Below are 25,610 nucleotides of genomic sequence, written 5' to 3'. Positions count from 1 at the left end.
CTCTTAAGATACTGATTTTCAGGGATTTAACCTAATTTTTCAAGCATATATTTCATTGATTTTTAAATATTTACAAACAATAAATTGGGTTTTTTCAACCCTTAATTCGCATTATGATATTATTCTGATGGATTTGATGATGCCTGTGATGGATGGACTCGAAGCTACCCGGAATATTAGAAAAAGAGATCAGGAAACAGGAAATAGAAATATTATTATCGGGCTTACAGCCAACACTTATGATGCCGATCGGGACAAATGTCTGAAGGAGGGAATGGATGAGTATATGTCTAAACCATTTGATATAGATGTATTTAAAGAAATCATTGCGCAATTTGATTTTCAAATAAATTAATGCGCTTCTTTTCCAGGTAGATTTTATATTTACCTGGATAAGCCTTTCTAAGTTTTATTTACAGAAATCATTGTAATGGATTTTGATATACGTAATGCGGGTGATGAACAGACGAGAGAACCTGATATAGAACAAAAACTGAGGCCACTCAGTTTTCTTGATTTTAAGGGGCAATATAAAGTAGTTGAAAACCTTCAGATTTTTGTTAAAGCTGCCCTGATGCGTGGCGATGCTCTTGATCATGTTTTGCTCCATGGTCCTCCGGGATTGGGAAAAACTACTTTATCCAATATCATCTCCCATGAGCTTGGGGTTGGTTTTAAGCTAACCAGCGGACCTGTTTTGGATAAACCCGGCGATTTGGCCGGGATTCTTACCTCTCTGGAGCCCAATGATGTTTTATTTATTGATGAAATTCACAGGCTTAGTCCGATCGTGGAAGAGTATCTGTATTCTGCCATGGAAGACTTTCGCATAGATATCGTCATCGATAAAGGACCAGGTGCCAAAAGTATTCAAATAGAGCTTAATCCGTTTACTTTAATTGGAGCCACAACCAGGAGTGGTTTGTTAACCAGTCCACTTCGGGCAAGGTTTGGAATTAATTGTCATCTTGAATATTACGATGTAGATGTTCTGAAAGGTATCATCTCAAGATCAGCAAGAATTCTTGATGTTCCTATCCTTGAAGAAGCCTCTGCAGAGATTTCCCGAAGAAGTCGCGGCACTCCTCGTATTGCCAACTCATTACTGCGTCGTGTTCGTGATTTTGCTCTGGTAAAAGGCAATGGAGAGATTGACATGGCTATTACAAAATTTAGTTTGGAAGCCCTTGACATTGATCAGCATGGTTTGGATCAGATGGACCATAAAATTTTGTTGACCATTATGGATAAGTTTGGCGGCGGCCCTGTAGGTCTTTCCACCATTGCTACAGCCATAGGTGAAGATTCCGGAACCATAGAGGAAGTGTATGAGCCCTTTTTAATTAAGGAGGGCTTTATTAAACGAACCCCTCGGGGCAGAATGGTAACTCCTCTTGCTTATCAGCATTTTGGCAGGGAAAACGGAGCATCCCAATCTTCATTATTTTAAAATTTTTAATCTGCTAAAAAATGTCCTTGAGCCTCAAGAAACTAGCGGGTGAAACCATTATTTATGGCGCCTCCACCATGGTAGGAAGACTTTTGAACTGGCTTTTAATGCCATTTTATATTCGTACTCTTACTACAATAGAATATGGTGTTGTCGTTAATTTTTATGGTGTTATTTCTGTTTTGCTCGTGGTTTTGACCTATGGTCTGGAAACAGGTTTTTTTCGCTTCTCTGGAAAAGGGTATAATGAAAACGTAATTTTTAAAACACTGGTTTCGTTATTGGGAGTTACCAGTGGTACGTTTATTTTGGTTGGTATTTTTTTCTATGATTTATTTAGTGTTTCCTTTTACGGTGGTGAACATTCATTATCTATTTTACTTGTTTTCATCGTATTAGGTATTGATTCATTTTCCTCTCTCCCTTTTGCCCGGTTAAGACTTCAAAACCGACCCGTAAAGTTTGGATTGATTAAATTAGTAAATATTGGAGTTAATATATTTTTCAACTTGTTTTTTCTTTTAATCCTTCCTTATCTTATCAAAAACCAACTTGTTAATCAGAATATTGCAACTTTTTACTCCCAATTTAACGGTGTTTTCTTTGTTTTCTTAAGCAATGCGTTAAGTAGTGTTGTTACTCTGGTTTTTCTTTTGCCTCAGGTGTATCATTTAAAGACCATTGTTGATTTTAAGGTTATTAAGCCGGTTTTAATTTACTCATTGCCGGTTCTTTTTGTAGGTATAACCGGTATGTTAACTCAAAATATCGATAAAATTCTTCTTCCTGTTTTGTTATCTGATGAAGGCTTTAGTCAGTTGGCAGTTTATGGTGCCAATTTTAAGATTGGTATTTTGATGAGTTTATTTACCCAGTCGTTTCGATTTTCCTTTGAACCTTTCTTTTTTAAAAATAAGGGCAGGGGTAAGCAGGTTTATGCTGAAGTCATGAACTATTTTATTTTCTTTGGACTTGTTATTTTTCTGGGTGTTACTTTGTTTATTGATGTTATTAATGTTGTTTTGACATCTGAATATATTCAGGGTAATTCTATTATACCGATCGTTCTTATTTCACTGCTTTTTTACGGTATCTATTTTAATTTATCACTTTGGTATAAACTTACTGACCGCACCTGGGTAGGCACTATTTTTGGTACAGTTGGTGCCGTTATTACCATTGGTTTAAATATTTTTCTTGTGCCTTCTATGGGGATTGTAGGATCAGCGGTGGCTTTGTCATGCGGATATTTTGTGATGATGATTCTCTCAGGATATTTTGGTAAACGATATTATCCGGTTCCATATCGGATAAAGTTGTATTTATTCTATTTTTTAATGGCCGGTTTAATTTTTTGGACTGATACGGTTGTTATAATCCATGATGATTTTTTTTCGTATCTGTTTAAAGCAGTTATATTTGCTTTATTTATTGGTTCGTTTTTTGTAATTAGAAGATATGATAAAAGTAAAATTGATTAATAAAAGTGATAATCCTTCTCCGGAATTTGCTACAGAAGGCTCTGCAGGCGTTGATTTAAGAGCGGCTATTGAAAAGTCTATTGTTTTAAAACCCCTTGAAAGGGCGATGGTTCCTACAGGACTTTTTATTGAGCTTCCGGTTGGTACCGAGGCGCAAATCAGACCCAGAAGCGGTTTGGCTGCTAAAAGCGGTATTACTGTTTTAAACTCCCCCGGTACAATTGATAGTGATTACCGTGGAGAAATTAAGGTTATCATGGTCAATTTATCAAATGATGAATTTGAAATCAAGAAAGGAGATCGGATTTGTCAAATGGTTGTTCATAAATATGAGCGTTTTGAATGGGATAGTGTTGAAGAATTGAATGAAAGTGGGAGAGGATCCGGTGGTTTCGGACATACCGGAATATGATTTTTTTATATTGAAAATGAGGTTGATGAGATATTTTTTTTTAATAAGTATAGCTGTATTGGGTTTTGGTTGTGGATCTTTAAAAAATAGTGATACAACCGATAATTCAGGAGAATATGCCATTAATACAAAGGTGGTATTGGATGAAGAAGATGAACGTAAGTTTAATTATTATTTTTACGAAGGTAACCGGTATAAAGCTATCAATGAGACTAATAAAAGTTTCATGTATTTTGCCGAAGCCTTAAAAATTGATTCTACCTGTTCAGCATGTGCTTATGAATTATCCAGATTTCTAATTGGTAACGAAGATCTTGACGAAGCAGAAGTTCTGATGGATCGTGCTGTTCGGTACAGTCCAGATAATCGATTTTATATCAATCTTTATTCGCGTATATTACAGGCCAATAACAAAGGTGACAAAGCTGTAAAAGTTTCTGATAAACTTCTTGATATTGAATCCAGCTCTGTGGATGATCTTTATTTTGCTGCTCAGGTAAAAGTTCAGAACGGACTTTATGATGAGGCTGTTGAAGTTTTGAATGTTATTGAAAACCAAATTGGAGTTAATCAAAATCTGGTTTTTGAAAAGGTTCAGTTATACATGGAGAGTGGTGAGCCAAAAAAAGCTGAAGATGAATTAATAAGGTTATCTGAAAAGTTTCCCGGAAATCATGATTTTAAAATTATATTGGGTGATTTCTATCTAGAAAACGGAGATTTGAAAAAAGCCTTTGAGCAATATGATTTTGTTAAAGAAAAGGATTCTGAAAACGGAAAGGTCCTTTTTTCCCTGTCCAATTATTATTTGGAAGCTGGAGATACCACTCGTTTTAAAGAACTACTGATGGAGGGTTTTGAATCAGACGATGTTGTATTTGATGATAAATTTCGTCGGTTTGTTCCTTTTGTTTCCGGAAAAGATATGTCTGATAACCCTTTGTCTAAAAAGGATTTAACGAATATTTACGAGGTACTTTTAAGTCACTATCCTTATCAGAGTGAGCTTTATACCTCATATTCAGAATTTTTGAAATCTGAAGGAGAAGAAGATAAAGCAAGGGTAATTTTGGAAAAGTCTCTGGAACTTGATGCTTCCCAACCTGAATTATGGCAGGAATATCTGTTTACCCTGTCAGGCTCAGGAGATAATTCAGAGCTTAAAAAGAAATCTCAGGAAGCGATTACCTTTTTTCCTGACGTTGCGTTATTCAGATTGTTTCATGGAATTTCTTTGTTTCAAACAGGAGATACTTTGCAGGCTATTCAAACCCTTGAGAAAGGTCTTGAATTGACTGATGATAACAGGGGATTAAAACAACGTTTTCACGCTTATTTAGGGGATTTTTACCATTCTTCTGATAGTATAGACAGAGCATTCCAAGAATACGAAAAAGCCCTTAAAATTGATGAAAATGATGTGATGGTTCTCAATAATTACAGTTATTATTTGTCAGTGTTGGGTAAAGATTTAGATAAGGCTGAAAGGATGAGTGCTAAAACTGTTGAAATTGAACCTGGTAATACTACCTTTTTGGATACTTATGCATGGATTTTATTTAAAAAGGGTCAGTTTCTTGAAGCTAAATTTATTATCGAAAGAGCTATTGATAATATGGACGAACCATCAGGAGTTGTTGTGGAGCATTATGGTGATATTTTGTTTAAAAACGGCAATATTAATGGTGCTCTTGAGCAATGGAAAAAAGCACTTGAAATAGGAGGACATTCAGATTTATTGGAACAAAAAATTGAGCAAAAGGAATACATAGATGAAAATTAGGGGTATAATTATTTTACTTATTATTCTTGCAGGTTTTTTTGGTTGTAAGACGAAGAAGGTTATTAGCGATTCAAACATTGTTCCTCCCTTGGATAAAGATGTTTTGATTGGTCAACTGGAGGATAATTCTCAAAACATTGATAATATATTTTTTCGTCGTTCTCTTGTTCAGTTTTCTTCTGATGAAATCAGTCATACTTTCAGGTCTAATATTTATATCAACAGAAATAGTGTTATACGAATAAGTATTTTGGCCCCTATGGGGATTGAGGTTGCCAGAGTTTCTTTGGACCCTGACAGTGTAACAATCATCGACAGGATGAACAGGGAAGTGATTTACGCTGATTATGACGAGATTTACCGTAAATTTGGGATAGAAGGCGACTTTCATCTTTTTCAGAGTTTGTTGCTGAATGAAGCCTTTAGTATTTTCCAAAATAAAGGAATTAGTCTGCATAATTATCACATGGGTATTGATAAACAGCAATATAAACTAAGCTCCGCCAGGGAAAGATCCGGTTCATTATTCAATAGCAATTCGGATGGTTTTTTTCATAAGATTTGGATTGAACCAAAATCATATGAAGTTACCCGTTTTTCGTTTAATGAACAGAAGAAGAATATGGTCCTTGACATTCTCTATACTAATTTTATAGAACTTTCAGAGGGACAAAAGTTTCCTGAAGAGATTTCTATCACTGGAAACAGAGGATTAAAAAAGGTTTCAGTTGATATTTCACACTCCGATATCCAAGTTAATGGGGCGGATATAATTTCATTTCAGGTATCAGACAAGTATGAAAAAATTTTTAGGTAGTCTTTTTATTTTTTTGCTATTGCCTTGGTTTTATGCGGAATCTCAAAGTGTTGAAGATCTTCGTAATGAGAGGGAAAGTCTGCTTAAAGAAATCTCCAATACTTCTTTGTTGATAGAAGAAAAAAAGGAAAGCCGGCTTGATAACCTGAGAGAATTGAATTTGATTGAAAGGGAAGTTTCTACCAGGGAACGGCTGATTGAAAATTTTAGAGAAGAGATAGAACAACTGGATCGGCAGATAGAAATCAATCAAATGCTGGTAAATGATCTGGAAAGTGATATCATTAATTTGAAAGAAGAATATTCCCGGCTTATCCGGGATTCCTATCAGCGAAAGGAGGATCTCAATTATCTTATGTTCTTGTTTAGTGCTGAAGATTTCAGTAAAGGGTATTTGAGGTATAGATTGTTTAAGGAATATAGCCGATATCGTCAAAAACAGGGCGAATTATTGGTTCAAAATCAAAATAAGGTTGCAGCACTGTTGCGGGAGATTCAACAGCAAAAAAGCGAGAAAGAAGAGGTTTTGAGCAGTATTGAAAATGAAGTTCATAGGCTTACTTTGAATAAGAAGCGGAAATCCAGATTGATTCAAAGATTAATGACTGAGCAGCAATGGCTTCAAAAGAGTTTGAAGGAAAAGGAAAAGGCTGCAGCACAATTGGAAAACAAAATAAGGGAGTTAATAGCCGCACAGAAGAAAGAGAATATTAATGCTGCAGAATCTGGTGAATTTGCTGATAGAATGGGTAAATTGAACTGGCCTGTTACCAATGGGTTAATTGTTAACGAGTTTGGTGAACACAGACATCCCGTTCTTAAAAATGTTACCATTAAAAATAATGGAATTGACATTCGGGTAACGGGGTCCTCTGATGTATATTGTGTTCACAATGGCCAGGTTTCTACTGTTGTTGCCATTCCCGGACTTAACAAAGCGGTTATTGTACGACATGGAAAATATTTAACTGTTTACGGAAATTTGGTTGATGTTTTTGTTTCAAAAGGTGATATTGTATCAGCTGGTCAGAAAATTGGACAAATTTACAGGGACAATAGTGAAATGAAGGAAATTTTGCACTTTGAAATATGGGAAGAGAATAATAAATTGGATCCGGAACAATGGCTGATTCGTTAATTATTTAAAAAATGTGGATATTTTAGAAACTTCTTTTCCGTAAACCAGTATAAATAATGTATTTTAGTATTTTTAAAACCGGGCCTGATCAAAATTTGTGGAAGTGAATAAAATGGTTTTTAAATCTGAGATTAAGAATATTAACCTTGTGGAAAGGTTAATAGATGATATTTCTACAAAATATCAACTGCATTCCGATATTTACGGAAAGTTGTTATTGGCTGTGGTTGAAGGGGTGAATAATGCCATCGTGCATGGTAATAAATTGGAGAGTGATAAAGATGTTGTTCTTCAGTATGAAATTACCGACAAAATTATTCAATTTGTCATTACCGATAATGGTTCCGGATTTAATTATAAAGATTTACCGGATCCGACCAAACCGGAGAATTTAGAAAAAACTCATGGACGCGGAATTTTTCTTATGAATCATTTAGCTGATGAAGTTGAATTCAACGAAAAAGGAAATGAAGTTAAAGTTATCTTTAATTTATCATAATTAACGTGTCTATTTCCTTCTCTACATACGATATTGAATACCAACTCCCGAATACAGAAAAAATTACAGACTGGATTACTGAAGTTATTGAAAATAAGGGTTTTAAAGTAGGTGAAATCAATTACTTACTTTGCTCAGACGATTATATTTTAGAATCCAATAAAAAATTTCTCTCTCACAATTATCTTACCGATATAATCACTTTTGATTATTCCTCTAAGCGAAAAATTTCCGGAGATGTTCTAATAAGTATTCCGACTGTTAGTGTGAATGCTGAAAGATTTGGTGTAACGTTTTTCAATGAACTTTTAAGAGTTATTATTCATGGTGTTCTTCATTTGATGGGGTATGATGATCATACCGATGAAGAAAAACAAACCATGCGTAATGCTGAAAATATTGCTTTGTTATTTTACGAAACAAATTTTCAGTAACTCTGTTAACTTTGCGGAGTTTTGTATCTTTTTTTCAACGTGTGATTATTATGGATTTCAATTTTGATATTATTGTTATCGGTGGGGGACATGCCGGTTGTGAGGCAAGTGCTGCAGCTGCTAATTTGGGTGCCAAAACCTTGCTTATTACCATGGATTTGAACAAGGTGGCTCAGATGAGCTGTAATCCAGCGGTTGGAGGTATTGCTAAAGGGCAAATTGTCAGGGAAATTGATGCACTTGGTGGACAGATGGGCTTAGTTACTGATGCCTCATCCATTCAATTCAGAATGCTCAACAGATCTAAAGGACCTGCCATGTGGAGTCCCAGATCTCAATGTGATCGTATGGTTTTTTCTGCCGAATGGAGAAAGAAACTTGAACAAACCGACAATTTGTATTTCTGGCAGGATACTGTTATTGATGTCGATTTTTCTGAGAATGATTCTTTTAAAGTACATACTGCTCAAAATGTCACTTTTGATTGTAAAAAAGTTATTTTAACCAACGGTACTTTTTTAAATGGTTTAATGCATATTGGTAAAGTTCAAATGGAAGGTGGACGTATTTCTGAACCTTCTTCAAAAGGGCTTTCTGATAAATTTTTTGAAAGAGGATTTACTACCGGTCGTATGAAAACGGGTACTCCGGTAAGAGTTGATGGGCGTACTGTTAATTTCGATAAATTAAAGGAACAGCCCGGAGAGGAAGATTTTTACAAGTTTTCCTTTATGCCTGTTTCCAACAAAAATCTGAAACAACGCAGTTGTTATCTTACTTATACCAATCCCATTGTCCACGATAGCATTAAGGAGGGGTTGAATCAAAGTCCTATGTATGACGGAACCATTCAAAGTATTGGTCCAAGATATTGTCCGAGTATTGAAACCAAAATAGTAACCTTTGAGGGCAAAGATGAACATCAATTGCATTTGGAACCGGAAGGAGAGGAGACCATCGAGTTTTATTTGAATGGTTTTAGTAGTTCTTTGCCGTTGGAAACACAGCTTGCTGCTTTAAAATCTATTCCCGGATTGGAAGAGGCGTTTATTTTCCGGCCTGGTTATGCCATAGAATATGACTTTTTTGATCCCACCCAGTTACATCATACTTTAGAGACTAAAAAGGTAGGTGGAATGTATTTTGCCGGACAAATTAATGGTACAACCGGGTATGAAGAAGCGGCTGCACAGGGATTGGTCGCCGGAATTAATGCTGCATTGGAACTAAAAGGAGAGCAACCCTTTATTCTTAAAAGAGACGAAGCATACATAGGTGTTTTGATAGATGACCTGGTTACTAAAGGAGTAGATGAGCCCTATAGGATGTTTACTTCCCGGGCAGAATACAGAATTTTACTTCGACAGGATGATGCTGATATTAGATTGACTGATAAGGGGAGAAGTATTGGTTTGGTAAAAGATGACAGATATTCACTTTTTAAAGCGAAGACTGTATGGAGAGAAAAGATCTTTAATTTTCTTGAGGAATACCGAATTTCACCTACTGAAATAAACCCCTGGTTAGAGGAGAAAGGGACCAGTCCTTTAAAACAAAAGGGTAAATTACGGGATATTGTTTCCCGGCCACAAGTTAAGTTTCATGAACTGGTTGACGCTGTTTCCGATTTGAGACAATTGTGTTGTGATATTCCTGAAGAGCGTCGTCTTGAAATTTTAGAAGGAATAGAAATCTCCATTAAATATGAAGGATACATTAACAGGGAAAAAGTAATAGCTGAAAAACTTCAAAGGTTAGAGAATTTAAAGATTAAAGGGAAATTTGATTACGCCTCCATTAAGAATATTTCCACGGAGGGAAGGCAAAAATTGGCGAGAATTAATCCAGAAACTATAGGGCAAGCCTCGCGCATCAGTGGTGTTTCACCAAGCGATATCAATGTGCTTTTGGTTTTAATGGGGAGGTAGTGTTCCACGTGGAACATTTTATAACCAGATTTGGTCTTTTTATAATGAAATTCTCTGTTTTCTCCCTGATTTTAATCTTTTAGGGTTGTTTTAGGCTTATGCCCTTAGAGGGTGTTTTTATAAATTTTTTTCAGAGGGTTAAGGCTTATGATTTTAATAAGTTATTATTCAGGTTTTATTATTTCCTGATTTTTCCATTGATTTGAGTGTACACTTATATTTACTTTATTCCTCCAAAGAAGAAGTTGGCATTTATTTTTCTTTAGGTTAAATAATGGAGGAATTTTATTCCGTTCTCTAAAAGTCTTTTTTATCTTAAATGATGTTGGTTTTCTTTTTTAAAATAGCTGCATTGTTTTTTTTAAAGGGAATATGTTTATACAATAAAATATGGGTTCGCTTTACCAATATTGAAAAGCACGATTGTCCAAAAATAATATTATTATGGGAAGAAGCTTTCCTTGCTCTGTTCACAATAACTCGGTTTTTAAAAGATTATGAGTAGAGGTAGGGTGTTAATTTACTGATTTGCCAAAATCAAAACCTGGTAATGCTTGATGTCTTGTAAAGAACTTTTGTTTTGAATGTATTTTATCAATTTCAGTTTTTTAATCGTACACCAATCATCGAAGATTAATGTTTAAGCCATCTATTTTTTCTTTCGATAGTAAACAGATTATTTCAGGTAAATGGAAGATTGTCGTATGTATATTTTATTTTTTAGTTTGAATTGAAGTTTTGTCCATATTATTGTTTGAAATTATTTTTACTTAAATATTCCATCAAGGGTTTGTTGTTATTCCTTTCTAACTTTTTTTGTTCTATAAAGATTTTGATTATTTTAAAAACTGGCCCTGTTTTTATCGCCAATATTTGTGAAATGAATTAGCATTATGAAAATATGAAGAAAATAACAGGTAATATTATTGATATTCATCGAAGGATTATCTTCGGTGGTGTTATTCACTACAGTGAGGGTGGAATAGATCGAATTGAAGAAACAGGTGGTAAATATGATCGGTATATTCTTCCCGGATTAATCGATGCACATGTTCATATTGAGAGCAGTATGCTTGTCCCATCGGGCTTTTCAAGGCTGGTTGTTCCACGTGGAACAATTGCCGTTGTAACAGATCCGCATGAGATTGGTAATGTAATGGGAGTAGAGGGGGTTGAGTATATGATTGAGGAATCGAAAAACACCCCGTTGAAATGTTTTTTTGGAGCACCATCATGTGTGCCAGCTACTCCATTGGAATCTTCCGGAGCAGTGATTGACTCCGCTCAGATTGAAAGGTTGCTTGAAAAACCTGAGATTATTGCTCTGAGTGAAATGATGAATTTCCCGGGAGTTGTGAATAAGGATCCTGAAGTGTTGGCTAAAATCAAAGCGGCTGTTGATAGAAATCTCCCTGTGGATGGACATGCACCAGGACTAAGAGGGGAGGACTTAAAACAATATGCAGCGGCCGGAATTGGAACAGATCATGAATGTTTTGAGTTATCTGAGGCCCTTGAGAAAATAAAAAGAGGGATGAAAATACAGGTTCGCCAGGGGAGTGCCGCCAAAAACTTTGACGCACTTGCCGACCTCTTCAAAGAACATGCAGATGATCTGATGTTGTGTACCGATGACTCTCATCCTGATGAATTGGTAAAAAGCGGACACATCGATAAATTAATTCATTTGGGATTACAAGCAGGAATTGATCTGTTTAAATTGCTGCGCGCTGCCTCATTAATTCCTGCTAATCATTACAATCTTCCTGTTGGATTATTGAGAGAAGGAGATCCTGCAGATTTTATTGTTATTGATCATCCTGAATCTTTTAATGTGCTGGGTACATACATTAATGGAGAATGTGTTTTTGATAGCGAAAAGGGTGTGTTGTTTTCAGAGAAAAAAGTCAATCCTGTAAATCATTTTGTGCCTCATTTTATATCTGAAAATGATTTGAAGATTATAGTTCCTTCAGGAAAAAGCAGAGCCAGAGTTATTCAATGTTTCGATGGGGAGTTGGTTACCGATACTGTATGGACAGAGGTTAAAGAAAAATCTGAAATGTCGGCTTCGGTTGATAAAGACGTCCTTAAAATAGTGGTTGTGGATCGATATCAGAATAAGCCGGTTTCGGTCGGATTTATTAATGGTTTTGGTTTAAAACAAGGAGCTTTGGCGTCATCTGTTGCGCACGACAGCCATAATGTTGTTGCCGTGGGTGTGAATGATGGAGAAATTGCCAGAGCTGTTAATCTGGTTATGGAAAAGAGAGGCGGACTCGTAGCCGTGGATGGAAATGAAGAAAAAGTGCTTCCTTTGCCGGTGGCCGGCCTCATGAGCAATGAAGATGGAAGAGTTGTCGCTGATAAATACAATCTATTGGAGAAGATGGCCGTTCAGATGGGAAGTACCTTAAAAGCTCCGTTTATGACACTGTCTTTCATGTCTCTTTTGGTTATTCCCAAACTTAAGCTGGGGGATAAGGGACTGTTTGACGGAGAAAAGTTTGAATTTACATCTGTTTTTGAGTGATATAAATGGCACAAAAAGAAGATAAAAGAACCAGTTATCTTAAGAGTTTAATTCGTGTACTTCCGGAAGGACCCGGTGTCTATCAATATTTTGATGACACCGGAAAAATTATTTATGTGGGTAAGGCAAAAAACCTGAAAAAAAGGGTTTCTTCGTACTTTACCAAGGAGCCAGATAATGCTAAGACTCGAATTCTGGTTCGAAAAATCAGGGATATCAAACACATTGTGGTAAATTCTGAGCAGGATGCCTTATTGCTCGAGAATAATCTGATTAAGAAATATCAGCCCAGATACAATGTTTTGCTGAAAGATGATAAAAGCTTTCCCTGGATTGTAGTGAGAAATGAACCTTTTCCCAGGGTTTATTCCACCCGTCAAATTGTGCGTGATGGCAGTGAATATTTTGGTCCTTACACCAGTGGGATGATGGTAAAAACCCTCATTGACCTGTTCAGACAACTCTATTTTCTAAGAACCTGCAGACATGCGCTTACACCGGAAAATATTTCCAAAGGAAAATTTAAAGTCTGTCTGGAATACCATATTGGCAATTGCAAGGGTCCTTGTGAAGGTCTTCAACCTGAATCTGAGTACCTCGAATACATACGAGAAATTAAGAACATTCTCAAAGGCAATATTTCATCGGTCATGAAATATATGAAAGAAACCATGATGAAACTGGCGGCCGATTACAAGTTTGAGGAGGCAGAGGATGTAAAGAAAAAACTGGAGATACTGGAAGGTTATAAAAGTAAATCCACCATTGTTAATCCCAAAATTAACAATGTGGATGTTTTTTCTATTGTTGATGATGAAAAATATGCTTTTGTAAACTTTCTGAAAGTTGTCAATGGTGCCATTATTCAGGCTCATACCATAGAGTATAAGAAAAAACTGGACGAAGATGTTTATACGTTGTTGCCAATGGCCATTGCAGATATCAGGGAGAGACTTCACAGCAATTCCAGGGAGGTTATTGTCCCTTTTGAACCGGATATTGATTTTGAAGATGTGCGTTTTTTAGTTCCGAAAATAGGTGATAAAAAGAAGTTGCTGGAGTTGTCAGAACGGAATGTGAAATATTACCGGCTGGAGAAACTCAAACAGATAGCCAATCAAACAAAAGTGCCCAGGGAAGCGCGACTGTTAGAAACGACAAAGAAAGATTTGCGATTAAATCAGCTCCCTGTACATATAGAATGTTTTGATAATTCTAATATACAGGGACATTTTCCGGTGGCTGCATGTGTTGTTTTTAAGAACGGAAAGCCTTCAAAAAAGGATTATCGTCATTTTAACATTAAAACGGTTGTGGGACCTGATGACTTTGCATCCATGGAGGAGGTGGTTTTCCGACGCTACAGTCGCTTACTGAACGAAGGCGAATCTTTGCCCCAGCTGATTGTAATTGACGGTGGGAAAGGACAATTGGGATCTGCTGTTAAAGCGTTGCGTGAATTAAAACTTGATGATAGAATAGCTATTATAGGGATCGCAAAAAAGCTGGAGGAAATATTTTATCCTGGTGATCCGGTACCCCTTTATCTTGATAAGAATTCTGAATCTCTAAAGTTGATCCAGCATCTTAGAAATGAAGCTCACCGTTTTGGAATTACCTTTCACAGAAATAAGAGAAGCGGAGCTTTTCTTAAGTCGCGCCTGGAGGAAATACCGGGTGTAGGGCCGGAAAGCATAAAAAAGTTGCTTAATCAATTTGGCTCTGCCAAGGGGATAGAAGAGGCTTCATTTCAGGCCCTGACAGAAATTGTAGGAAAAAACAGAGCTGAAAAGATTAGTGAATATTTCAAAAACAATCAGGATCGTTGAAATAAATCGTTTTTAGAATAAGCAGGATAGGAGGCTAGCCCGGATTTCTTTATCTGTTTCGACCAATACTTTTTCGACCTGACTTTTTTCATGAATGGTTCCCGTCAGCTTATTGGTTGTATTGATGATTTCTTCTTTTTTAGGATGATTGGTTTTTACAGTAATCTCACTAATAATTCCTTTTTCAACTTTTAGTTTGGCTGAATAGACATAGTTATCTGATTTGAAGCGCTTAGAGAATTCATAAGTTGGACTGTATCCATAATTCCATTGCCAGGTTTTGTATTTTGTCTCTGCCAGCGTTGTTATTTCGGATATTTCCTCCTCAGAAAATGCATAAGGAGCAGCATTGTATTTCCTTTGCAAAAAGCTTCCTATCTTAGATACAAATATATCCACATCGTTATTTTCAGGTATCAGGTCAGAGATATTTACCACCTCACTTCTTACAGACTTAACTGATTTGTCACGAAATTTGGTGGCATCTGCTTTTAAACTTTCGGTAAGTTGACTTAGATTGCTGTTGAATAGCAAAGTGCCATGGTGCATTGCTCTGGACTTATACACATGGCAAGCATTGCCCGAAATTTTTTTATACCCGGCGAGCAAATCATTTCTCTTTCCGTGGCGCGCATCCAGACCGTAATCTTTGAGTGCTTCAACAACCGGGGTGGTTGCTCTTAAAAAATCTACAAGATGGCCCGGTTCACCATTTTCAATGATACAATAATTGATGTTTCCATAATCGTGATAAACGGTTCCTCCACCTGATAATCTTCGATAGACCGGAATATTGTTTTTTTCCAGAAATTCATGATTTACTTCCGCCAATGTGTTTTGATGTTTTCCCACTATGACAGAAGGTCTGTTGATATAAAAGAAAATTATGTTTTGTTTGAATTTTCGAAGTAAAACCTCCTCGGTTGCTAAATTAAATGCCGGGTCATTGGTTTTACTGGTTATGAATAAAGTATCTCTGTCCATTGTACAGTGCTTGAATTTTTATTAAAATCTCAGGGCATTAAACATTAAAGTAAAGATGTAAATAAATAATATAATATATTGCAAAACAATATATAAGGAATAAGAATAATTAAAATTTTAAATGGAAATCAAAATGACAAACCAGCTAAAATGATTGTTTGTTCTTTTTAATTGGCAAAAGAATTGCCATTTTTAACACTAAATGTAAAACAAAAATTTAAAAAGAAATTTTATGCGAGTCGTTATCCAAAGAGCAACGAAAGCTTCAGTAACGATTAATGAAAAAGAAACCCGTTCCATCGGAAAAGGTTTAATGATTTTAGTGGGAATTGAAAATGCGGATGGAGAAGAAGACATTTCCTGGTTGGTAAATAAAATAGTCAATCTTCGTATTTTTGATGACGAAAACGGGATAATGGATCAGTCTGTTTTGGATTTGAATGGCGAAGTAATGGTCGTAAGTCAGTTTACGCTTCATGCCAGAACCAAAAAAGGCAACCGCCCGTCTTATGTTGATGCTGCCAAACCGGATGTTGCTGTTCCGCTTTATGAAAGGTTTAAGGAGGCTCTTTCTCAGACCTTGGGGAATCCTGTCGTTTCGGGTGAGTTTGGCGCTTCCATGGCTGTCGAATTGGTAAATGACGGTCCTGTAACCATTGTTATTGATACCAAAAACAAAAAATAGATTGTATGCATATAGAGAAGGCCCAGCGTTTGGTGGATGAATGGATTCAGACACATGGTGTTCGGTATTTCAGTGAATTAACGAACATGGCTGTATTGACTGAAGAGGTGGGAGAACTGGCGAGAGTAATGGCCCGAAAATTTGGTGACCAATCGTTTAAGGCAGGGGAGGATCCTAACCTGGAAGAAGAGATGGCCGATGTATTGTGGGTACTTATCTGTCTGGCCAATCAAACCGGAGTTGATTTGACGGAGGCTTTCCGAAAATCAATGGAAAAGAAAACCAACAGAGATAAAGATCGTCATAAAAACAATCCAAAACTTAAATAGAATGGAACAGTCGGAACAATTACTTGAGAAATATGAAAAAGATTTTCAGGCGATGCCTGAATTTCCTGAAAGTATTGATATTAAGGGATTAGATACGGAAGATAACCTCAAAAGGATTTTTTCATTTATTGATTTAACCACCCTTAATACCACAGACAGTGCCAATTCGGTACAGGAATTTTGTGATAAGCTCGTTTCTTTTAAAAAGGATTTTCCTGATATGCCCTTGGTGGGGGCTGTTTGTGTATATCCTGTTTTTGCCAGTGTATTAAAGACCCGGTTGGGCAGTCTGAATGTGAACAGGGCAGTGGTATCTGCCGGTTTCCCTTCTTCCCAGACATTTCTTGACCTGAAGGTGCTGGAGACTAAAAAAGCACTGGATATGGGAGCCAATGAGATTGATATTGTCATCTCAGTTGGCGAATTCCTGGAAGGGAATCATGAATTTGTTATGCAGGAGATAAGCACCATAAAATCAGTGATGGGGGAAGCTCATTTAAAAGTTATACTTGAGACAGGTGCATTGGATTCACCGCAAAACATCTGGGAGGCCTCAATTATAGCAATGGAGGCCGGTGCCGATTTTATAAAAACCTCTACCGGCAAAATGAATCCTGCGGCTACCCCAGAGGCAGTCTGGGTTATGGTTCATGCTATAAAAGCATTTCAGAAGGCCACAGGAAAAACAATCGGATTGAAACCGGCAGGAGGAATCAGTACCACGGATGATGCCCTGGTCTATCTGAAAATCGTCAACGATGTATTGGGCGAGGAGTGGCTGACATCCGAAAGATTCAGGATAGGAGCAAGCCGGCTGGCCAACAACCTGCTTGCTGATCTGGCAGAAAAGCAGGGAAAGCCTTTTGAAAAGTATTTTTAAATTTTTCGTGTGGTTGTAAAGTGAACCAATTCGATTAAGCCTTCCCGGGCATCACTTTCGGGATAGGAGTTAAGAATCTCCAGTGCTTTATCGCGGTATTCTGTCATTTTTTCACGAGCATAGTTAATGCCTCCGTTGTCTTTTACATACTGAACAATGGGGGCAATTTTTTTCTCGTTTTTATGATGTTTTCGAATGGTACTTAATATTTGTCTTTTTTTGGAGGCCGGCATTTTCTCCAAAACGTGAATTAATGGAAGTGTCATTTTCTTTTCCTTCAGGTCATTACCGGTAGGTTTACCCGCCAGGTTTGTTTTCTCATAATCCAGTAAGTCATCACGGATTTGAAAGGCGATTCCCAGATATTCTCCAAAATCACGCATTTTAGAAATCTGCTCTTCGGATGCTCCCGAAGAAAGGGCCCCGGCAGCAGTGCAGGCAGCAATGAGTGTAGCTGTCTTTTTGCGAATGATTTCGTAATAAATATCCTCGGTGATGTTAAGTTTTCGGGATTTCTCGATCTGAAGTAATTCACCCTCGCTCATTTCCTTTACAGCAGTGGAAACAATGCGGAGCACTTCTGTCTGATTTTCCTCGAGTGATTTTATCAGCCCCATAGCCAGGTAGTAATCACCAACCAACACGGCAATTTTTGAACGCCAAAGTGCATTAATGGAGAAAAATCCTCTGCGTTGATACGTTTCATCCACTACATCGTCATGAATAAGTGTTGCGTTGTGCAGTAATTCAATCAATCCTGCAGCGGTATAGGTCCCCTCATCGGTGGATCCGTTAAGTTTTGCCGATAAAAATACCAGCATTGGTCTCATCTGTTTTCCTTTGCGGCGGATGAGATAATTCGTGATAATATTGAGAAGCGGAATTTTGGTGTCGAAATTTTTCTTGTAATACGGACCAAAATGCTTCATTTCCTCTTCGATGGGAGATGTTATCTTTGATGAAATTTTCATTACTTCTTTTTTATCTTAAACCCCTTTGCTTTTTTCAGCGGTAAAGAGGGTTGTCTTCAGTATTATCGATTTAATTAATTGTTTTGAATAAGGTTTAAGGCTTAAAATCAGCGGACTAACCAGAATAAGTTAGTTCTTTTTCCGGATATTACACCTACCGGCGGGGAATGAATTTTCAAAAATAACAATTTGCGGCGTATTAGTGTTGTAACAAAAGTGAAATATCAGTCCTATCTAAATATTTGCATATTTTACAGGTTTAAATATCTAGTAATCAAAATATCTTCATTATCTTTGCCCACCTGAACATAATAGATCGTGAGATTTTTAGAAATTAGAGATTAGAAAAATCGTATAACATTGACGTTCTGAGTTCTGTCAAAAACCCACTCGTTTAAGATTAGATGTCTAATTACCAGATTTTTGAAAATACTTAACGGACTATTTTGGAAAAAATTAGGGAAGAAAATTTACCTGTTTGATCTTTTCACAGGTGTTTTTAAATATGAATATTAATGATGGAAGTTAAAACTATGAAAATTAAAGATCTTGATGCCAATCAGCTGGATAGGGCAGCAAGCATGTTGAAAGCCATTGCTCATCCGATGCGAATAGCCATTCTTAATCATTTGGAGGATGGGAAAAAACTGACGGTAACACAAATTCATAACCTGTTAAATATTGAGCAGTCCACGACCTCTCATCACCTGGGAATTTTGAAGGATAAGGGGGTATTGGCTTCTCAAAGAGACGGAAAAAACACCTTTTATTTCCTGAAACATGACAGCCTCCGAAACATTGTGGAATGTGTCAGTCGTTGTTCTGTTGAGTAGTTTTGTGTTTTTTATTGGATGTTGAGACCGGTTTTTGAAACCGGATTTTTTGGAGTATTTGTATGTCTAAAATAAGATTAACGAAGGAGTTTCGTTTTGAGATGGCTCATGCGCTTTGGAATTATGACGGACTCTGTAAAAATATTCATGGTCATTCTTACATTTTTCAGGTAACCGTAATCGGGGAGCCGGAACCGGATGAGAATAGTCCGAAATACGGGATGGTGATGGATTTTGGTGACTTGAAAAAGATTGTCAAAGAAGAGGTGGTCGATCCTATGGATCACAGCATTGTAATCAGTGATAGAGCCCCGGTGGAAAAGTTACTTCAGGTTCCTCAGATGGCCGATCGTTACCATGTGGTATCCTATCAGCCAACCTGTGAAAATTTGCTGGTTGATTATGCTCAAAGAATTCGGGCAAGACTGCCGGAGAATGTTTCTCTTTTCAGTCTGAAACTGCACGAAACCGCAAATTCGTTTGCCGAATGGTTTGCTTCCGACAATGATTAGTATCTCATTTTTTCTTACTTTTCGGGAATAAACCTGAAAAGTTATGTCAGAACAAACCAAAAAACTATTTCTTCTTGATGCATACGCCTTGATTTTCAGGGCGTATTATGCTTTTATTCGAAATCCCCGGGTGAATTCAAAGGGGCTGAATACTTCTGCTATTTTTGGATTTACCAACTCTCTGCTGGAGGTTTTGAATAAAGAAAACCCCACACATATCGCTGTGGCATTTGACCCCTCGGGTCCTACTTTCCGAAACGAACTTTTTAAAGAATACAAAGCCAACCGGGACGCCACTCCTGAGGATATCAAAAAGGCTGTTCCATATATCAAACAAATCCTTGAAGCTTTTAATATAAGTGTTGTTCAGGTGGACGGATTTGAAGCTGATGATGTGGTTGGAACCTTGTCACGAAAGGCAGGAAATGCCGGATTTAAAACATTTATGGTAACCCCGGATAAAGACTATGCCCAGCTGGTAACGGCCGATACTGTTATGTATAAGCCTAAGTCGGCAGGCAATGATATTGAACGATGGGGAATTCCTGAAATTCAGAAAAAGTTTTCGGTGGAAAAACCTGAACAGGTCATTGATTTACTTGCACTTTGGGGTGATAGCGCCGATAATATCCCGGGATGCCCGGGAATCGGAGAAAAAAGAGCCAAAGATATTATTGGGAAATACGGATCCATTGAAAATGTATATGCGCACATCGATGACTTTTCAGGCAAACAAAAAGAAAACCTTATCAACTTCAGGGAGCAGGTGGAACTGTCCCGCAAACTGGTAACCATTGAAACAGAGGTTCCGGTGGAGTTTAATGAGGAGCTGTTTCTTCATAAAGCGCCGGATCTGGAGAAACTTAAACCGGTATTTGAAGAACTGGAGTTTAAAACACTTTGGGAAAAGATTGCCGGGAAAAAGGATGCAGGTCCTACCCAGGGATCGCTATTTGGGGACGACAACAACACCCAGGCTTCATCAGCCGGATTTAATACCAGTAACCAAACGATAAAAGATGCCAAACATGAATACTATTTGGTAGAAACCCGGCAGGCACTGGATTCGCTGGCGGCCGACCTTAGTGTACAGAAAGAGTTTTGTATCGATACCGAAACCACCGGTATAGATGTGTGGTCCAATGAATTGGTAGGGCTATCTTTTAGTTTTGAAAAGGGTGAAGCTTATTATGTACCTGTAGATAAGGATAAAAATAAGGCTGAAGAGATTGTTCAACGATTTGAGAAAGTGCTGACCGATCCTGCGGTGCTGAAGGTTGGTCAAAATCTGAAGTATGATTACCTGATGCTTAAGAGATACGGGGTAGAGATGCAGGGACCGTTTTTTGACACAATGGTTGCTCACCATCTTGTTCAGCCCGGGCTGAAGCACAATATGGATTTCCTGGCCGAGACTTATCTGAACTATACCCCTGTTTCCATAACGGAGCTAATTGGTGAAAAGGGTAAGAAGCAGGGCAGTATGCGTGATATTGACAAAGAAAAGGTCAAAGAGTATGCCGGAGAAGATGCAGATATCACTTTACAGTTGAAAGAGCCATTGCTCAAGGAGCTGGAAGAGCTGAAGATGGTTTCTCTTTTTGAAGATGTGGAAATGCCTTTGCTCAAGGTGCTTGCCGAAATGGAGTATCATGGTGTGGTGTTGGATTCAGATGCTCTTGCTGATTTCGCCGGAAAACTTCAGCAACGTATCGAAGCTTTGGAGAAGGGGATTATTGAAGATGCCGGAACGGATTTTAATGTTGCCAGTCCCCGCCAGGTGGGTGAAGTGCTTTTTGATAAACTAAAAATTGATGCAAAAGCAAAAAAGACCAAATCGGGGCAATACAGTACCAACGAGGAGACTTTACAAAAGTTGAAGGACAAACATCCGATCATTGAAAAAATATTGGAGTTTAGAGGACTTAAGAAGCTGTTGAATACATATGTGGAAGCATTACCTAAACTGATTAATAAAGATACCGGTCGATTGCACACTTCTTTTAATCAGGCTGTGGTGGTAACGGGCCGGTTGAGCAGTTCCAACCCCAATCTTCAGAATATTCCAATCAGGGAAGAAGACGGGCGCGAAATGCGTAAAGCTTTTGTGGTGGGGGATTCTGACCATCTGTTTCTAAGTGCTGATTATTCCCAGGTGGAGCTCAGGTTGATGGCCCATCTGAGCGAAGATGAAAACCTGCTGGAAGCTTTTAATCGTGGAGAAGATATTCATGCTGCCACTGCAGCTAAAATATTTAAAGTATCACCGGAGGAAGTGACCGGTGATATGCGTCGTAAAGCCAAGACTGCTAATTTTGGCATTATTTATGGCATCTCGGCCTTTGGTTTGTCTGAGCGGTTAAATATCCCAAGAGGGGAGGCAAAAGGCATTATTGATGGTTATTTTGAAAGTTTTCCGGCTGTAAAAGAGTATATGGACAGGGTTATTGCCCAGGCCCGTGACAAAGGATTTGTTGAAACCATGTTTGGTCGCCGCCGGTATCTGCCTGATATCAACAGCCGCAATGGTGTGGTAAGGGGTGTGGCGGAGCGAAATGCGATCAATGCTCCTATTCAGGGGGCTGCTGCCGACATCATAAAAATGGCGATGGTTGGTGTGCAGCAGGCATTCCGAAAAGAAAATATTCAAAGCCGAATGGTACTTCAGGTGCATGACGAACTTAACTTCGAAGTGCTAAAGTCGGAAGAGGACAGAGTAAAGGAAATCGTTAAAAGAGAGATGGAATCAGCAGTTTCATTGAAAGTACCACTTGAAGTTGATATGGGTGTTGGCCGGAATTGGCTGGAGGCACATTGATTTTTTTATTGCGGAGGGAACAGGAAACGCTATCCTGAATTTACTGGCATTTCTGCAACAGGCTTTCAGTATGTTTTGCATCTTACCTGCCTTATGGCAAGGCGGGTAGGGATATTCTCCCGTGAGGAAAAGTAAAATATTTGTGCTCAGTAAAATTTCGCTGTAACTTTTCGCTGAACTAAAGCGTCCCACTAGTGTGTCAGTTATTAAATTAGTTAACTTATATTTTATGTGATTTTTTTCTTTTTGCCAGACGGGGTTTGAAAAGCCTAGCCGTAGCTACGGTTAAAAATCCCGGCGAAGCAGAAAGGGAAAAAGCGCTTGAAATTAGTGAAGGAATTTAGTAATTGCTACACTCGTATCAATTTACCGGAACCTGATGACAGTAGAAGAATACAACGATTGCGTGCAACATTATGCCGACAATGTTTACCGCTTTGTCCTCAAAAACATTCGTGATGAGGAGAAAGCGTCGGATATTGTGCAGGATGCTTTTGAGAAGATGTGGCGACATCATGCAAACGTTGATGGGGCAAAAGGTAAAAGTTATCTTTTTTCTACTGCTTATCACGTTTTGATTGACCATACACGAAGAGAAAAGCACTCTGTACGGATGGAAGAAGCTGATTTGCAGGAGCATTCTCACGAGCGTCAGTACTCAGATCTGCAGGAAGTTTTGCATCTGGCTCTGGAAAAGCTTCCGGAGGATCAGAAAATGGTGGTTATGATGCGTGATTACGAAGGATACTCTTATGAGGAAATTGGAGAAATGACTGGTCTGAGTGAGAGTCAGGTGAAAGTCTATATTTATCGGGCACGGGTATTTCTCAGAAAATATATAGGAAAGATGGAGGTGGTGGTATGATGAACATAAGCAGAGATAATTACGAGGTTTGGTTCATCGATTATCTGGATGGAAACCTGGACCGTGAGGCTTTGGCAAAATTGCAGGAGTTCCTTCAGGCCAATCCCGATTTGGAAAAGGAGTTGAAGGATTTTTCGGAAGTCAGTCTCAGTCCGGATAAAGTTGAATATGAATCGATCCAATCGCTCTATAAAGAGGAGTCGGATTTGATAGCTGTTTCCCGACCCGATTATCTGTTGATTAAGCAGATGGAACAGGGACTTACGGAAGAGGAAAATATTGAACTTACGGAAGAAATAAGAAATGATGAGTCGCTGATAAAAAGGGGGTTGGAGTATCAACAAACCAGGTTGGTGGCAGCAGATATTTCTTATCAGCAAAAAGGAGTTTTGATTCGGAGGTCAATTGCTCCATGGTATCGGACAACTCGAATTGCAGCGGCTGTTATTGTCGTTGCATTGCTACTGACAATCTGGAATAGTGATTCTTTCTTTGCACCGGAAAGACAGGAAACAGTTCTGGAGTTATTACCATCTCTTCCTGCAACTATTGAGACCGAAGATTTTTCCCCGGATTTTTCTGTTTCTGAAAAACTGGCTGCCAGCAATAATGGACTGGACAGGGAAGAAGCTCAACAGACTACCGCGACATTAGGGGAACCTGAAATAGAAACGATTCCGGTCAACGCGATTGCTGTTCCTGAAAAAGACCTAACCAGACTGCAGCCATCTGCCTTAGAGGAAGGACTTGCAATACAGGTGCCCAATGCTTACGAAGCCGGGTTGCGACACATGATGCCCATGTATCTGGATATTAACCGAAACAATCCGCCAATTCTTGCAGAACAGGCTTCACAGACTGTTTCAAAACCAGAAGGCAACTTTTTAATGAAGGGAATTCAATTCGTGGACCGGGTTTCGGGAGATCTGGTTAATTTTGATAAGCTGTATGATGAAGATGGTAATTTCATTGCTTACAATCTGAAAGCCGGATATTTAGAGGTTGAAAAAAAGCTCCGAAGGTAGCTTCTTCTTAATTATTTGATTCTGTAAAACAATCCCCTTTCACCAAAGTCAGTGGTTACTTTTCCTTCAGCTTCCAGAACATCCAGGTATTTGTTGATTTCGTTGATGTGAAGCCCCATGATATCTCTCAGATCATGAACGGTGCAGGGACGACGAGCGATGGTTTCCAGAATGGCGGACTCTTTATCGTTGCGGTATGCGGTGGTTTCCTTTCGGGATTTTGCTGCAGCCACAATGATGGTGTTTTCGAAATCCAGTTTAGTTTTAATATCCTCCAGCTCTTCCTTGCTTGCCGGATGAAGTCCGGGAATAGCTCCAGGCCTGTCGAGCGTGTTTAATTGTACCACTGAAGGATTGATTTGATGAATGGCTTTTTTCAGCTGACAAATTTCATCATTGGTATCGTTGTATCCGGGAAGAACAAAAACTTCCAGCCAAATTTCACCCTTGAACTCATTTCGGAAATCAATAAGGCCTCGGATGTGCTGATCAACCTTGAGGTGCTTTTCTGGCCGGTTCAGTTTTTTGAAAACCTTATCTGAGGCAGCATCAATAGATGGAAGGACTACATCGGCCTGAAGGATCTCCTGACGAATATTTTTGTCTGACAGTAACGTTCCGTTGGTCAGGATCGCTACCTTAATGTCGGGGTAATGCGTCTTGATAAAGGTTAATACATCACCAATCCGGGAGTTGAGCAATGGCTCTCCATATCCCGAAAATGTGATGAAATCAGGAGCCGGGTTGTTCTTGAGATAATCTGACAGTTCGTTGACCACCTTTTCATAAGGAACGTATTCCATTCTTTGCGTGGTAAGCTTGGTGGTGGTGCCTACCTCGCAATAGACACAGTCCAGAGAACAAACTTTGCGCGGTACCAGATCTACCCCCAATGACATTCCGAGGCGTCTGGATGGAACCGGTCCGAAAATAAACTTGTACATGACTTTTTCTTTTGTGGAATCCAAAGTTAACGGATTCACTCCAAAATGTCATTGAATTTAACCTTTTTCAGGTTTTTTAGTTTCTGTCCATAAAGTACCACTTGCGTCGTTACGCTTGCCGCCAAAATACTCATTTACGATAAGTAAACTCCGTTTTTTGCGGCTTCGCAAGCCTGGCAATTGGCACTTTCTGACCAGAAACAGCTCTTAAAACAGAATTGGCTTGGTTTATAGACAGACTCTATTTAGTCCTGTCTTTACATTTAGAGGTTTTGCATTTTAAGATTTAAGTGAAGTTTTTTAAAACATAGATAGGCAGGCAAGTATGATATTAATCTATTGCATAACTATTAATCTTTTTTCATGAGACTTCCAAATCAGGGCAACTATTTTAATGGGATAGCACTAAATTCTTTTATATTTGCAACTTAATTAGGGCATCTCCGAAATGTCTATTTTC

The 25,610-nt window shown here is 38.2% G+C and carries 23 protein-coding genes; 20 read left to right on the top strand and 3 right to left on the bottom strand.

The window, feature by feature from the left end; all coding sequences use genetic code 11:
• Positions 1-55: 55 nt before the first annotated feature.
• The 12 genes from BY457_RS03390 to uvrC all read left to right on the top strand — a co-directional run bounded on the left by BY457_RS03390 (position 56) and on the right by uvrC (position 14,304).
• Positions 56-355, top strand: a complete 300-nt coding sequence (locus BY457_RS03390; RefSeq protein ID WP_258176560.1) for a response regulator — start codon at positions 56-58, stop codon at positions 353-355.
• A gap of 75 nt (positions 356-430) precedes the next feature.
• A complete protein-coding gene (gene ruvB / locus BY457_RS03385; protein ID WP_106151910.1) occupies positions 431-1,450 on the top strand; it encodes a Holliday junction branch migration DNA helicase RuvB in 1,020 nt (339 codons plus the stop codon).
• 20 nt (positions 1,451-1,470) lie between these two features.
• Positions 1,471-2,931, top strand: a complete 1,461-nt coding sequence (locus BY457_RS03380) for a lipopolysaccharide biosynthesis protein (protein WP_106151909.1) — start codon at positions 1,471-1,473, stop codon at positions 2,929-2,931.
• Complete coding sequence (gene dut, locus BY457_RS03375; RefSeq protein ID WP_106151908.1) at positions 2,909-3,343, top strand: dUTP diphosphatase; 435 nt, start codon at positions 2,909-2,911, stop codon at positions 3,341-3,343. The genes BY457_RS03380 and dut overlap by 23 nt, the downstream gene beginning before the upstream one ends.
• A 25-nt stretch (positions 3,344-3,368) precedes the next feature.
• On the top strand, positions 3,369-5,126 hold the full coding sequence (locus BY457_RS03370; protein ID WP_106151931.1) for a tetratricopeptide repeat protein: 1,758 nt from the start codon (positions 3,369-3,371) through the stop codon (positions 5,124-5,126).
• Entirely contained in the window at positions 5,116-5,943 is an 828-nt protein-coding gene (locus tag BY457_RS03365) for a DUF4292 domain-containing protein (RefSeq protein WP_106151907.1), read from the top strand. Before BY457_RS03370 ends, BY457_RS03365 begins: the two co-directional genes overlap by 11 nt.
• Positions 5,924-7,081, top strand: a complete 1,158-nt coding sequence (locus tag BY457_RS03360) for a murein hydrolase activator EnvC family protein (protein ID WP_106151906.1) — start codon at positions 5,924-5,926, stop codon at positions 7,079-7,081. Before BY457_RS03365 ends, BY457_RS03360 begins: the two co-directional genes overlap by 20 nt.
• A 112-nt stretch (positions 7,082-7,193) precedes the next feature.
• Positions 7,194-7,580, top strand: coding sequence for an ATP-binding protein (locus BY457_RS03355; protein WP_106151905.1), 387 nt, complete (start codon positions 7,194-7,196; stop codon positions 7,578-7,580).
• 5 nt (positions 7,581-7,585) lie between these two features.
• A complete protein-coding gene (gene ybeY, locus BY457_RS03350) occupies positions 7,586-8,014 on the top strand; it encodes an rRNA maturation RNase YbeY (protein ID WP_106151904.1) in 429 nt (142 codons plus the stop codon).
• A 50-nt stretch (positions 8,015-8,064) separates the two neighbouring features.
• Complete coding sequence (gene mnmG, locus BY457_RS03345; RefSeq protein ID WP_106151930.1) at positions 8,065-9,942, top strand: tRNA uridine-5-carboxymethylaminomethyl(34) synthesis enzyme MnmG; 1,878 nt, start codon at positions 8,065-8,067, stop codon at positions 9,940-9,942.
• A 901-nt stretch (positions 9,943-10,843) separates the two neighbouring features.
• Positions 10,844-12,475, top strand: coding sequence for an adenine deaminase (gene ade, locus BY457_RS03335; RefSeq protein WP_106151902.1), 1,632 nt, complete (start codon positions 10,844-10,846; stop codon positions 12,473-12,475).
• Between the two features lie 5 nt (positions 12,476-12,480).
• Positions 12,481-14,304: an excinuclease ABC subunit UvrC gene (gene uvrC, locus BY457_RS03330; RefSeq protein ID WP_106151901.1), complete on the top strand. Its 1,824-nt coding sequence runs from the start codon at positions 12,481-12,483 to the stop codon at positions 14,302-14,304.
• A gap of 12 nt (positions 14,305-14,316) precedes the next feature.
• Here the strand turns inward: uvrC and BY457_RS03325 are convergent, their stop codons facing one another.
• Entirely contained in the window at positions 14,317-15,288 is a 972-nt protein-coding gene (locus BY457_RS03325) for a lipoate--protein ligase family protein (protein ID WP_106151900.1), read from the bottom strand.
• 232 nt (positions 15,289-15,520) lie between these two features.
• Here BY457_RS03325 and dtd point away from each other — a divergent pair, with 232 nt between their 5' ends.
• From dtd to deoC, 3 genes are read left to right on the top strand one after another with little or no spacing between them, the layout of a single operon-like run.
• Positions 15,521-15,973 carry a D-aminoacyl-tRNA deacylase gene (gene dtd / locus BY457_RS03320; RefSeq protein WP_106151899.1) on the top strand — a complete coding sequence of 151 codons (453 nt, stop codon included), beginning with the start codon at positions 15,521-15,523 and terminating at the stop codon, positions 15,971-15,973.
• Between the two features lie 5 nt (positions 15,974-15,978).
• On the top strand, positions 15,979-16,302 hold the full coding sequence (locus tag BY457_RS03315; RefSeq protein ID WP_106151898.1) for a nucleotide pyrophosphohydrolase: 324 nt from the start codon (positions 15,979-15,981) through the stop codon (positions 16,300-16,302).
• A gap of 1 nt (position 16,303) precedes the next feature.
• Positions 16,304-17,182, top strand: a complete 879-nt coding sequence (gene deoC / locus BY457_RS03310) for a deoxyribose-phosphate aldolase (RefSeq protein WP_106151897.1) — start codon at positions 16,304-16,306, stop codon at positions 17,180-17,182.
• On the opposite strand, the gene BY457_RS03305 is transcribed toward deoC, so the two are convergent.
• Positions 17,179-18,153 (bottom strand): polyprenyl synthetase family protein, encoded by a 975-nt coding sequence (locus tag BY457_RS03305; RefSeq protein ID WP_106151896.1) that lies wholly within the window; start codon positions 18,151-18,153, stop codon positions 17,179-17,181. The two genes, deoC and BY457_RS03305, sit on opposite strands and share 4 nt — an antisense overlap.
• 533 nt (positions 18,154-18,686) lie before the next feature.
• On the opposite strand from BY457_RS03305, the gene BY457_RS03300 reads away from it, so the two are divergent.
• From BY457_RS03300 to BY457_RS03280, 5 genes are all read left to right on the top strand, one after another.
• Positions 18,687-18,986, top strand: coding sequence for an ArsR/SmtB family transcription factor (locus BY457_RS03300; protein WP_258176557.1), 300 nt, complete (start codon positions 18,687-18,689; stop codon positions 18,984-18,986).
• Positions 18,987-19,048: 62 nt separating this feature from the next.
• Positions 19,049-19,498: a 6-pyruvoyl trahydropterin synthase family protein gene (locus BY457_RS03295; RefSeq protein ID WP_106151895.1), complete on the top strand. Its 450-nt coding sequence runs from the start codon at positions 19,049-19,051 to the stop codon at positions 19,496-19,498.
• 43 nt (positions 19,499-19,541) lie between these two features.
• Positions 19,542-22,316 (top strand): DNA polymerase I, encoded by a 2,775-nt coding sequence (polA, locus tag BY457_RS03290; RefSeq protein ID WP_106151894.1) that lies wholly within the window; start codon positions 19,542-19,544, stop codon positions 22,314-22,316.
• Between the two features lie 379 nt (positions 22,317-22,695).
• On the top strand, positions 22,696-23,181 hold the full coding sequence (locus tag BY457_RS03285; RefSeq protein ID WP_106151893.1) for an RNA polymerase sigma factor: 486 nt from the start codon (positions 22,696-22,698) through the stop codon (positions 23,179-23,181).
• Positions 23,178-24,206: a hypothetical protein gene (locus BY457_RS03280; protein WP_114437357.1), complete on the top strand. Its 1,029-nt coding sequence runs from the start codon at positions 23,178-23,180 to the stop codon at positions 24,204-24,206. The genes BY457_RS03285 and BY457_RS03280 overlap by 4 nt, the downstream gene beginning before the upstream one ends.
• 11 nt (positions 24,207-24,217) lie before the next feature.
• On the opposite strand, the gene BY457_RS03275 is transcribed toward BY457_RS03280, so the two are convergent.
• On the bottom strand, positions 24,218-25,150 hold the full coding sequence (locus BY457_RS03275) for a radical SAM protein (protein ID WP_106151891.1): 933 nt from the start codon (positions 25,148-25,150) through the stop codon (positions 24,218-24,220).
• Positions 25,151-25,610 lie beyond the last annotated feature (460 nt).

Source organism: Marinilabilia salmonicolor (assembly GCF_003003035.1).
GTDB lineage: Bacteria > Bacteroidota > Bacteroidia > Bacteroidales > Marinilabiliaceae > Marinilabilia > Marinilabilia salmonicolor_A.
This window is presented reverse-complemented; position numbering and strand designations above follow the sequence as displayed.

Coding starts and splice junctions, on each gene's coding strand:
- ruvB (WP_106151910.1), top strand. CDS start 431: ATGGATTTTGATATACGTAATGCGGGTGATGAACAGACGAGAGAACCT.
- BY457_RS03380 (WP_106151909.1), top strand. CDS start 1,471: ATGTCCTTGAGCCTCAAGAAACTAGCGGGTGAAACCATTATTTATGGC.
- dut (WP_106151908.1), top strand. CDS start 2,909: ATGATAAAAGTAAAATTGATTAATAAAAGTGATAATCCTTCTCCGGAA.
- BY457_RS03370 (WP_106151931.1), top strand. CDS start 3,369: ATGAGATATTTTTTTTTAATAAGTATAGCTGTATTGGGTTTTGGTTGT.
- BY457_RS03365 (WP_106151907.1), top strand. CDS start 5,116: ATGAAAATTAGGGGTATAATTATTTTACTTATTATTCTTGCAGGTTTT.
- BY457_RS03360 (WP_106151906.1), top strand. CDS start 5,924: ATGAAAAAATTTTTAGGTAGTCTTTTTATTTTTTTGCTATTGCCTTGG.
- BY457_RS03355 (WP_106151905.1), top strand. CDS start 7,194: ATGGTTTTTAAATCTGAGATTAAGAATATTAACCTTGTGGAAAGGTTA.
- mnmG (WP_106151930.1), top strand. CDS start 8,065: ATGGATTTCAATTTTGATATTATTGTTATCGGTGGGGGACATGCCGGT.
- ade (WP_106151902.1), top strand. CDS start 10,844: ATGAAGAAAATAACAGGTAATATTATTGATATTCATCGAAGGATTATC.
- uvrC (WP_106151901.1), top strand. CDS start 12,481: ATGGCACAAAAAGAAGATAAAAGAACCAGTTATCTTAAGAGTTTAATT.
- BY457_RS03325 (WP_106151900.1), bottom strand. CDS start 15,288: ATGGACAGAGATACTTTATTCATAACCAGTAAAACCAATGACCCGGCA.
- dtd (WP_106151899.1), top strand. CDS start 15,521: ATGCGAGTCGTTATCCAAAGAGCAACGAAAGCTTCAGTAACGATTAAT.
- BY457_RS03315 (WP_106151898.1), top strand. CDS start 15,979: ATGCATATAGAGAAGGCCCAGCGTTTGGTGGATGAATGGATTCAGACA.
- deoC (WP_106151897.1), top strand. CDS start 16,304: ATGGAACAGTCGGAACAATTACTTGAGAAATATGAAAAAGATTTTCAG.
- BY457_RS03305 (WP_106151896.1), bottom strand. CDS start 18,153: ATGAAAATTTCATCAAAGATAACATCTCCCATCGAAGAGGAAATGAAG.
- BY457_RS03300 (WP_258176557.1), top strand. CDS start 18,687: ATGAAAATTAAAGATCTTGATGCCAATCAGCTGGATAGGGCAGCAAGC.
- BY457_RS03295 (WP_106151895.1), top strand. CDS start 19,049: ATGTCTAAAATAAGATTAACGAAGGAGTTTCGTTTTGAGATGGCTCAT.
- polA (WP_106151894.1), top strand. CDS start 19,542: ATGTCAGAACAAACCAAAAAACTATTTCTTCTTGATGCATACGCCTTG.
- BY457_RS03285 (WP_106151893.1), top strand. CDS start 22,696: ATGACAGTAGAAGAATACAACGATTGCGTGCAACATTATGCCGACAAT.
- BY457_RS03280 (WP_114437357.1), top strand. CDS start 23,178: ATGATGAACATAAGCAGAGATAATTACGAGGTTTGGTTCATCGATTAT.
- BY457_RS03275 (WP_106151891.1), bottom strand. CDS start 25,150: ATGTACAAGTTTATTTTCGGACCGGTTCCATCCAGACGCCTCGGAATG.